Consider the following 10,144-nt stretch of genomic DNA (forward strand, 5'->3'; position numbering starts at 1 on the left):
GTTATATGCTTCATCACCAATAATTAAAAATTTCGTAGAACAGCATAAGAAAGGAGAACTTTTTTTTGTTATTGTTAGAATAAAAGACAAAGAATATAGTCTTTATACTAAAGTAGAAAATAGTAGTAATAAAATAATGTTACTCTCCTTTTATGATGCCACACCAAATTTGAATGATAGAAAAAATTTACTATATATGCTTTTATTTGTTGGGACTGTTTTAGGATTGATGGCTATTATTACAATAAATTTTGTAGTGAACTATTTTATAGGTATAATCTATAAAAGAGAAAACGAAATACAAGCAAAAGTTGATACACTCTCTTTTCAATCACGACATAATTGTATAACAGAACTTCCAAACAAAAAAGTTTTTCAAGAGAGAGTGCAGCGTCTTAATCGTTATGTCATTTTTATACTAAAAATTGACAATATTGACATTTTAAAGACGACTTATGGAGGAAAACTTGTTGAAGCTGTTTTAAAAGTAACTTCTCAATATTTAATGGAAAACCTTCCAAATAATGCCTCTTTGTACCATATGGATTTTGATGAATTTACAATTGTATTAAACGAACCAGCACCTAAACAAGATATTTTGTTATCTTCTCAAATAAAATCATATTTTGAAGTAACTCCAGCTGTTGTGGATGATGCGCATATTCATCTTAGTTTTTCTGTGGGTATATCAGGAGAGGAGAAGGACGAAGAAAATAATAATGATCTCTTCTCTCAGGCAAATATTGCTCTTCTTGAAGCAAAACACAAAGGAAGGTCATTTACTGTGATTTATAGTCCGAATATGAGCAAGGTAGGTTCGTACACGCAACTTTCAAAAAATATTGCTATTTTACAAAAAGATTTGGAGGATGAGGCACTTACTCCTTTTTATCAAGCTATTGTAGATGTAAAAACAGAAAAAACTTTTAAGTATGAGGCTCTTGCTCGTATTAAAGATGGTAATAAAATAATTTCACCCTATCTCTTTATGGAAGCGGCAGAAGTTTCAGGTTTACATAGCTCTATAACAAAACAGATGATTCAAAAAACATTTTTGTATTTTGCATCAAGTGATGTACAGTTTAGTATAAATATTACAAAGCAGGATTTATTAGAAAACTATTTAAGTGATTTTTTACAGGCAAAAGCAAAAAGGCACAATATTAAGCATTCAAATGTAACATTAGAGATTTTAGAAGATGTTGCCATTGATGATGAGGCTGCTATTATTCAACAAATCAATCAATTAAGTGATTTAGGTTTTGTTATTGCTATTGATGATTTCGGTGTTGCAAGTTCAAACATGTCAAAATTAACTGAGTTATGTGCTTCTTTTATTAAAATAGATGGTAGCTTCATTAAAGATATTGACACCAACAAAAAACATTTTCATATTGTTGAGTCCCTTGTATTTATTGCAAGAAAATTAGATATGAAGATTATTGCAGAGTTTGTCCATAATGAAGCAGTTTTTAATGTTGTAAAAGAGTTAGGTATTGATTATGCTCAAGGTTATTATTTTGCCCAACCACTTATAGAGGTAGATTTTTAATAATAAGCAAATAATAGGCTACAATTACACTATGGCAAGAAAAAATAAGAAAAACAGTAAAATTAACCAAAAAATTAGAAAATATTTTGATGATGACCCTTTTGATGTGGGGATTGAACGCGTTGATGGTAAGATGCTAAGTGAGCTTTTTGCGACGCTTGGCATCTATGACATTGACCACAACAAAACGCTTATGGTAAAAACTCTTCGTATGATTTGGAGTGAAGCTGAGAGTGCTATGCGTCGTGATATTTTGACCTTTTTTGAAAGTGATGGTCGTGTTTATAAATCTCTTAAAGTAAAACCTGAAGTGGGATTTGATAGAGAGGCGAAGATTGAGGCACTCATAGAGGAACTTGAGGCTACACCGATGGAAGCGCTGCGTTTACGAGAGGCATATTCACATGTAAGAAGTAAAAAAATTACCATTGAGAAGATGGAAAGCTCTTTGCGTCATATTCGTTTTGAGATAAAAAAAGAGAAATTGGAGCGTGAACTTGAAGGAAGTTTTGACATAGATGACTCTTTTGAGTTTAATGCCTCTTTGAAATATGAACTCTACGAACAGCATTTTCATAAGATTTTGACACTAAATACTAAACCATACACTTATGAGTATCTACAAGAAGCGCCCTTTGAAGCAATAGTAGAAAAAATAGCACATGATAAAGTAGAGACTGTGCAACATAAACAAAAGAGCATTGACAAATTTCTCTCCTCTTTGAAGTATCCACACTCTTATCTTACAACAAAACAAATTTTGGACTCTTTGCGTGCTTCACCACCAAAAACTAAAGTGAATTATCCTCTTATCACACAAAAAGTGCTTAAAGAGATAATAGAGGCAAAAATTGATGTAGATGCAATAGAGATACATGATGAAGAGGTGCTACTGCGTTTGACGGAGTATGCTGTGCTGCCGTACTCTGAGTTGAAAATGGATTATTATTTAGAGTTGCACATTGAGCTGGAGGGTCTGCTTGAAGAGATATGGAACTCAAAACGATTTAATTTTGATGCGGTTCTTGCTGAGGCAAAAAAGGAGCATGAAGAGGAGTTTTATAGCTCTTTAGAGGCATTGGTGCAGGAGTGTGCGAAGTACTCGATGCTTCTGCATTTAAGTGATGAAGAACTCCATCAAAAAGTGTATGAATTTTTATTTGAGTTGATGCCAAAGAGCTTAATTATCACTCCAAAGATAGCAAAAAAAATCATAAGACGGTTTGTCCGTTCTATTCATGATGAGTTGATTAAAAAACAGCGTCAGGAACTCTTAGCTAGAACCATTCGTGACTTTAAAAACCTCTTTCCAATCGCACGCACAATGCACCGAAAACTTATACTACACATTGGACCTACCAATAGTGGAAAGACCTATAAAGCGATGCAAACACTTAAAGAGGCAGATACAGGATACTATCTTGCACCACTGCGTTTGTTGGCGTTGGAAGGGTATGAAACGCTTAAAGCTGAGGGCATTGAGAGTTCGCTTATAACAGGTGAAGAGCAAATTCTTGATGAAGAGGCAACGCACATTAGTTCTACTATTGAGATGATGAATTATGATGTAGATGTGGATGTTTGTGTTATTGACGAGGTACAGATGATAGATGACCGTGACCGTGGTTGGGCATGGGCAAATGCCATCATTGGTGCACCAGCAAAAGAGGTCATTATGACGGGAAGTGCCAATGTAAAAGAGGCAATAATCGCCCTTGCAGAGTACCTAGGTGAAGAGCTTGAAATTATCGAATTTGAGCGTAAAAATCCACTTGAACTACTCGCCTCTGCTACTGCCGTAAAAGATGTTGAAGCAGGAACTGCCATCATCGCCTTTAGTCGAAAAGATGTTCTTCGTTTGAAACAGAATTTCTCAAAAGATTTTGAGGTAAGTGTTGTGTATGGAAACCTCTCTCCAGAGGTAAGACGAGAAGAAGCACGCCGTTTTCGTGAGGGTGAGACGCAGGTGCTTGTCGCAACGGATGCTATTGCCATGGGAATGAATCTGCCCATAAAAACGGTGCTTTTTTCAAAAGCTGAGAAGTTTGACGGCATAAGCCAAAGAAAACTCCAACCTTCTGAAATTCATCAAATAGCAGGACGGGCAGGGCGTTATGGACTCCATGAAAATGGCTATGTTGGAGCCTTAAATGAAGATGCACTAAAAATTGTCAAAAGAAACTTTGTAAAAGAGGCACATAAAATAGCCATTCCTTTTAAGGTAATGGCAAATCTTGAACACATTAAACTTGTGGCAAAAATATTAGAAGAGAACTCTTTAGAGGAAATTTTACGCTTTTTCATTAAAAATATGGTCTTTGACGGTCCTTTTTATGCCTCATCATTAGATGATATGCTTGAAGCTGCAAAAATAGTAGATGCGTATGACCTTGATATTGCAACAAAGTACCATCTCTCATGTGCGCCACTTACGCTTAAATCACCCTATATTATTCAAGCGTATGAGAGCTATCTGCTTGCCTTGGAACAAAAAGAGCAGGTGCATTACTATCCACCAAAATTAGGGGGTTCTTATGCACAGACTTCAGAAGATCTGCTGCGTGCTGAAGATATGGTAAAAGAGATTTCACTCTATTTGTGGTTGACTTATAGATTTGGTGATTATTTTGTGGATGAACAAAAGGCGAGACAGTATCGTGGGGTTTTAAACAAATATATAGAAGAGTCTTTGCAGCAGACACACTTGGCACAAAGGTGTAAATTGTGTTCTGCTGTACTGCCTATAAATTCAAATTACAATATTTGTCAGCGCTGTTTTAAGAAAAACTATGTGAGAAAAAGAGGGCGTTTTAACTCTTAAACTCATCAATGGTTTTTTGTAAAGATGAAGCGACTGCAACAAGTCGGACAAGGTCGTTTTCAATAGAAAGAACGCTTGTTCCATTCGCTGTTGAGAGTGTTTCTATAGAGTTAATATAGGAGATAATCTCTCCAAGAGATTTTGACATCTCTTCGCTGTCTTCTTTCGTTTTATTTGACGCTTCTGTCGAAGCTTGCATCGCTTCTGATGTAGTTGATATTTCACTATTTACATTAGTTGCAATCTCTGAGAGTGCTTCGACATTTTGAGCATTTTGTGTCATTTTTTCACCAACATCATTAATGGATTGCACAATTGTACTAACACTGATGTCTATTTCACTAAGACTTTTTTGTGTGCGTTCTGCAAGCTTTCTTACTTCATCAGCAACCACAGCAAAACCGCGTCCATGTTCTCCTGCTCGTGCTGCTTCTATAGCTGCGTTTAGGGCAAGAAGATTTGTCTGTTCTGCTATATCTTTGATGACACTTAGTACCTCTTTTACCTGATCTGCATCAGATTTGAGTGAGGAGAGTTCATTTACAAGTTCATTTTCAGAAGTAACGAAACTCTCAACTTCACTATGGAGTGTTGTAAGAGCATTCTGTGCTACGCAGAGTGCCTTATCTGCTTGGGCAATTGTCTCTTGCGTTGTTGCAGCGGTCTGCATAGTTTCATTAAGAATAGCTTGAATGTCATCACTTTTTTGGCTTGTTTTTTCAACAAGTTTTTGCTCTTGCTGTGTTCCTTTACGAATAACATGAGAAGCACTTTCAATCTCAGAAGCAATATCTTTATTTTGCTCTCCAAGTGATTTGACTGCATTGACGGTTGATTGTATCATCTCAATAAAATTGTTTACCTCTACAGCCGTATCTCCAAACTCATTGCCTCTTTTATGTTCAAGTCGTTTTGTAAGGTCTTTGTCTCCACTTACAAGTGCAGCAATTTTATCTTTAAGTGCTGTAAGGGGGTTGAAAATTTCTCTTGTGAAAAATATATATGCCAAAACAGTAAAGAGAAGTGCCAAGACAATAAGAGAGATGACAAGTATTGTATTTGTTCTAGAAATCATGGCATCATTTTTATCAAGTGAAACAAGTAGATCCATAGCTCCTAGTGTGTAGCCGACATGTGCATTGTAATGGCATTGCAAGCATCTTTTTTCTGCAATCATTGGCTTGATAAGACGGATGGTATGGTGCCCGTTGATATCTTTTTCAATGATCTGTGTCTTTTGTGTTTTAAGAACATTGAGTATGAGTGCATCAGTTGTAAATTTTTCATCAGGGGTATAGACTTTAATGACAGCTCTTGATTTTGCAATATTGAGTTTTTTTATGCCTTCTATTTTTCGTGCATCACTAAAGGCTTTTTGCACAACAGCAGGGTCACCCATCATCATACTTGTGGTCATTGTTTGGAAAATAGATTTACTAAGCATATTTAGCGAGTGTTTTGCACTTGAGTTTGAAAGTTTATGCAGGGTAGAAGAGAGGTAGTATGACATACCAATAAGCCCAAAAATACTAATAGCGAGCAGAGAAACAATAACCTTTGACTTAACTGTTGAAAACATATTGATATCCTTAAAAAATTATAAATAGCGATAATTATAGCATAAAAGAAAGCTATAGCATATATATTTGCATTTCAATTTGCTTAAGAAGTGCTTCATTAGTTATATTGTTTTGCTTTGCATAGGCAAGTGCGGCACCTGCTCCTACACCCTCTTTCGCTTCGCCCTCATCATATTTTTTGAGTATTTCAATCTCTGCGTTTGCAAAGCTAAATGTTGTGTAGGCTGCGTTTGGTGTGTAGCTGAGTTGTTCTAAGATATGAGCGATGTTAGAGTTTTCATCTTTTGCCACCCATTTTGTAGTTGCAAGCATAACATTATCGTGTTTGATACGCATTAAAATATCTTCACGCACCTTGTCTGCTATAAGCAGGCAGGCTGCCATTTGCGTACCGCCTGCTAAGACTATTTGAAAGCGTTTTGAAGCTTCTACTAAAAATCCTGCACAAAATAGCAGCATATTGTCACTGACAATGCCAAGTTTTTCAAAGTTTGACATATTTTCATCAACTAAAGCAAGGGCTGCGTTTATGGTCTTAGTTTTGATGTCATTGGGTACATTTAAAAAGCTTGAAGAGAAGTCATTGGCCACATCATAGCCTAGTGCCAGAGTAGAAGCTGCCGCCGTAGTTGTACCAGCAGGTGTACTTTCACCTAAAATAAGGTAATTTCCTTTAAGCTCATACTTTTTACCAAACTCCATTCCTTTGGCAAATATCTCCTGTGCGTTAATATTTGCATCTTTGTCAATGGAGCCTGAAGGAGTGATGCCAAAGTTATAGATTTTACAATTTTGTGGCTGCGTTTGCAGACCTAAGTCTAAAATCTCTATACTTGAAAATGGTGTAAGGTTGTGCGTAGCACGGGTAATAAGTGCAGGAGTAGGAACTCCTGTAGGAGTTTCTGCAAGTTCACCAAGAGAAAAAACTTTTTCGTTTGTAATGTATTCTGCATCGAGAGTCGGTGTAAGTGGAATCATCCCTGGAATGCCTGCTTGAGTGATACCTTCGATTTCGCAGGTTTTTGTCACACTTGCCGCCAGAAGAAAATCAGCTTTTCCCTCTGGCAACTGTGTTTGTTCGTCTGTAAAAATATTATATGTGTTCATGTCAACTCTTTTTTAGTTGACATTTTAGCAGATTATTAACTATGAAACTACAATAGTTTAAGTGCTTTTTGCACATCCTCTTTACTTATCTCTTTTTTCCCTTTTGCAAAAGTGGCTTTCTTTTTAATTTTCCCAAAGTATGAGGTATCGCCTCCGAGTTTTACACCAAGTGCTAATGCCATAGCAGTAATGGGATGTCCTGCGTTTGGAGAGTCATGTTTTTTGCCGTCTTTGTAAAAGGCAAAGAGATTCTTTTGTTGTGCAACTATCATAATGAGTAGGGCAGTTAGCCTAGAGGGAATGTAATTTGCGATGTCATCAAGCCGTGCAGCTACTTTTCCAAACTTCTCATATTTTTCATTTTTATAGCCTATCATTGAGTCCATTGTGTTGATGGTTTTGTAGATGATGATGCCAGGGAGTCCAAAGAGCAGCAAGTAAAAGAGTGGGGCGACAACTCCGTCACTTAAGTTCTCTGCATAAGTCTCTATGGCAGCTTTGTAGATGTCACTTTCGCTTAGTTTTTTGGTATCACGAGAGACTAACATAGAAATAGCTTCGCGTTTGTTTTCTGCGTTTAGCACACCTTCTACCGAGTCACGAAGCATTTTGTGCGCGATGAACATAGAGGCTATAAACGCAGTGAATATGATGTTTAAAAAAGATGGTAAAAAGAGGGTGAAATATCTCTCTAAAGCAATAGCAAAAAAGCTAACAACACTTAAAACAGCTAAAACAAGTAGCAAACCTCGAAAGATGCTTTTTTTGTAGAGTAATCTCTCAAAAAAGCTAATAAGCTCTCCTATAACAATGATAGGATGCTTGATAAATGAGAACTCTCCAAATTTTCTGTCTATCAAGTAGGCTAAAATAGCGACAATAACATTACTCACACAAACTCGCTTCAATGAAGTCCATATCTATGTGTTTGTCAATATGATTTGCAAACTCTTTAATCGCCCCAGCTTTAAACTCTTTAAAATTGTAGCCTTTGTAATTGGTATTTATTTTAGAAAAAAGTTTCAAACGTAGTGTATCATTTTCAAAGATGCCATGCACAAATGTAGCATAAAGATTGCGTTTGTGTTTGGCATTTTTCTTTGCAATGGCGTTATGTATCTCATAGCCCTCTACCATGGTTCCCCAAATGTTATAGCACCCTTTTTTGACAATTTTTTCTTTTTGAAATGTGACACTTCCTTTAAATCTGCCAAGTCCTGCAACTTTTTCATGTTCACTCTCAATGTGAAGAGGGTCTAAAATCTCTTCAAACAACATCTCATAGCCACCACAAATACCAACGACCATTTTCTCCTTTGAAGATAAAACTGCTTCAAACTCTCTCTCTTTTATCCATAGCAGGTCATCTACAACCCGTTTACTTCCCGGAACAATGAGCATCTCACACGCAGCAGCTTCGCTTGCGTTTGTTATAAATGTGAGTTCTATTTCATCATCCACTACCAAAGGCTCAAAGTCGGTAAAATTTGAGATGTGGGGGAGTTTTATAACACCTACTTTTATGATGGTATCTTTTGTATCTTGTTTGTATCCCATCAGTGAGGCACTGTCTTCAAAGCCAAGGTTGAAAGGTTTAAATGGTACAACACCTAAAACTTTTATGCCAAATCTCTGCTCAATTATTGCTACACCACTATCAAAAAGAGACATATCCCCTTGAAATTTATTGACAATGACACCGATGATATTTTTACGCAGTTTTTTTGGCAGGAGTTTATAAACGCCATAAATGGAGGCAAAAACACCGCCACGCTCAATGTCGGCTACGAGAATTATCTTTGTGTTGAACTTTTTAGCGACATACAGGTTAGAGAGGTCTTTGTCCATCAGATTTAACTCGACAGGACTTCCCGCACCCTCAGCTACAATGACATCATACTCTTTTTGCAGCTTCTTAAACGCAGCCTTTACAAAGGGTTTGAGTGTGTCTATATCGCGGTAGTAACTCCAAACATCTTTGTCCCCGACACTTTTACCGTTAATGATAAGATGTGCTTTTGATCTGCCACCTGATTTAAGTAAAATAGGATTCATGAGTGGAGAAGTTTGAAGCCCAATTGATTCAGCTGCAAAGGCTTGTGGAATGGCAATCTCACCTGCGTTTAGGTCGGTAACTTGAGAGTTATTCGAGACATTTTGCGCTTTAAAGGGAGCAACTTTTATGCCGCGTTCGTGCAGCAGGTAGGTAAGGGCAAAACTCAGTGTCGATTTGCCTGCATCGCTGCTTGTGCCGAAGATACTTAGTGAGTTCATTCTTTATTTTGCCTTTTATATCTGTGTTGACAGTTTTGTATTTTTTTAACATAGTCAGAAGTATGTGAAAATGGCAAAAGTTTAGGTTCAAGTTCTTTCATAGTAAATCTAGCTCCTTGTAATAAGTCCAAATTGTTTTAAAATATCTTGTGTCAGTTTTGTATGATTTTTTCTATGTATATCTTTTTTATCCAAATAACTACAAAAAACAAAGTTTTTGACATCTTCTTTTGAGTATCCCAAATCTTTATAAAAACTTTTATAAAGTTCATCAATTCTATCTTCATTATAAGCTTGCGCTTTATTCCATATCTCTTTTGCTATATCATTATGTTGCTTGTAAATTTTCTCTAATTGAAATCTCTCTATAGAAGTTTTACATTTTTCATCAATTGAGGTTAAATTTACCTCTAATTCTATATCTTTGTTGACACCTAAACTGTTTATATCTATACTAAATTTTGCATTTTTATTAAAATCATCATAATATGGATGAGCAATTTTTCCTTCCTGCTCTTTGTTCCCTTTAAACTTACTGTTGCATGTACTGCAACTGGGTATGAGGTTGTAAAAAGAGAGTGAGAGATGTGGATATTTTGCTTTTGGATAATAGTGTTCTAGCGTGGCTAAGGTGTTAGCCTTGCCATCGCCTTTTGTATAAAAATAGATATAGTTGTTATTGCAAAATGGACAACTTTTTAAATTCAGTTTTTTAAAATGTTCTATAAAATTTTCTTTTTGTCTATGTGCAGAGTAATTAAAAGCTTTTTCTATCTCTTTTTTTTCTTCTAAAGAGTAATAATTTGTTAT

Annotated in this window: 6 protein-coding genes and 1 pseudogene; 2 read left to right on the forward strand and 5 right to left on the reverse strand. The window is 36.1% G+C overall.

The window, feature by feature from the left end; translation table 11 throughout:
• Together MVY38_RS05715 and MVY38_RS05720 are read left to right on the forward strand one after the other, a co-directional pair.
• Window positions 1–1,552: EAL domain-containing protein (locus tag MVY38_RS05715; protein ID WP_297484241.1), on the forward strand; the 1,552-nt coding region annotated here is incomplete at its 5' end.
• A gap of 31 nt (window positions 1,553–1,583) precedes the next feature.
• Window positions 1,584–4,373: a helicase-related protein gene (locus tag MVY38_RS05720; protein ID WP_297484242.1), complete on the forward strand. Its 2,790-nt coding sequence runs from the start codon at window positions 1,584–1,586 to the stop codon at window positions 4,371–4,373.
• Here MVY38_RS05720 and MVY38_RS05725 read toward each other — a convergent pair.
• The 5 genes and pseudogenes from MVY38_RS05725 to MVY38_RS05745 all read right to left on the reverse strand — a co-directional run.
• Window positions 4,363–5,952, reverse strand: coding sequence for a methyl-accepting chemotaxis protein (locus MVY38_RS05725; protein WP_297484244.1), 1,590 nt, complete (start codon window positions 5,950–5,952; stop codon window positions 4,363–4,365). The genes MVY38_RS05720 and MVY38_RS05725 overlap by 11 nt on opposite strands.
• 52 nt (window positions 5,953–6,004) lie before the next feature.
• Window positions 6,005–7,060 (reverse strand): nicotinate-nucleotide--dimethylbenzimidazole phosphoribosyltransferase, encoded by a 1,056-nt coding sequence (locus tag MVY38_RS05730; RefSeq protein ID WP_297484246.1) that lies wholly within the window; start codon window positions 7,058–7,060, stop codon window positions 6,005–6,007.
• A gap of 47 nt (window positions 7,061–7,107) precedes the next feature.
• A complete protein-coding gene (gene cbiB, locus MVY38_RS05735; protein WP_297484248.1) occupies window positions 7,108–7,968 on the reverse strand; it encodes an adenosylcobinamide-phosphate synthase CbiB in 861 nt (286 codons plus the stop codon).
• Window positions 7,946–9,334, reverse strand: coding sequence for a cobyric acid synthase (locus tag MVY38_RS05740; RefSeq protein ID WP_297484251.1), 1,389 nt, complete (start codon window positions 9,332–9,334; stop codon window positions 7,946–7,948). Before MVY38_RS05740 ends, cbiB begins: the two co-directional genes overlap by 23 nt.
• Window positions 9,335–9,442: 108 nt before the next feature.
• A pseudogene (locus MVY38_RS05745) lies at window positions 9,443–10,144 on the reverse strand (hypothetical protein); the annotation flags it as partial.

Source organism: Sulfurimonas sp., assembly GCF_027056685.1.
GTDB lineage: Bacteria > Campylobacterota > Campylobacteria > Campylobacterales > Sulfurimonadaceae > Sulfurimonas.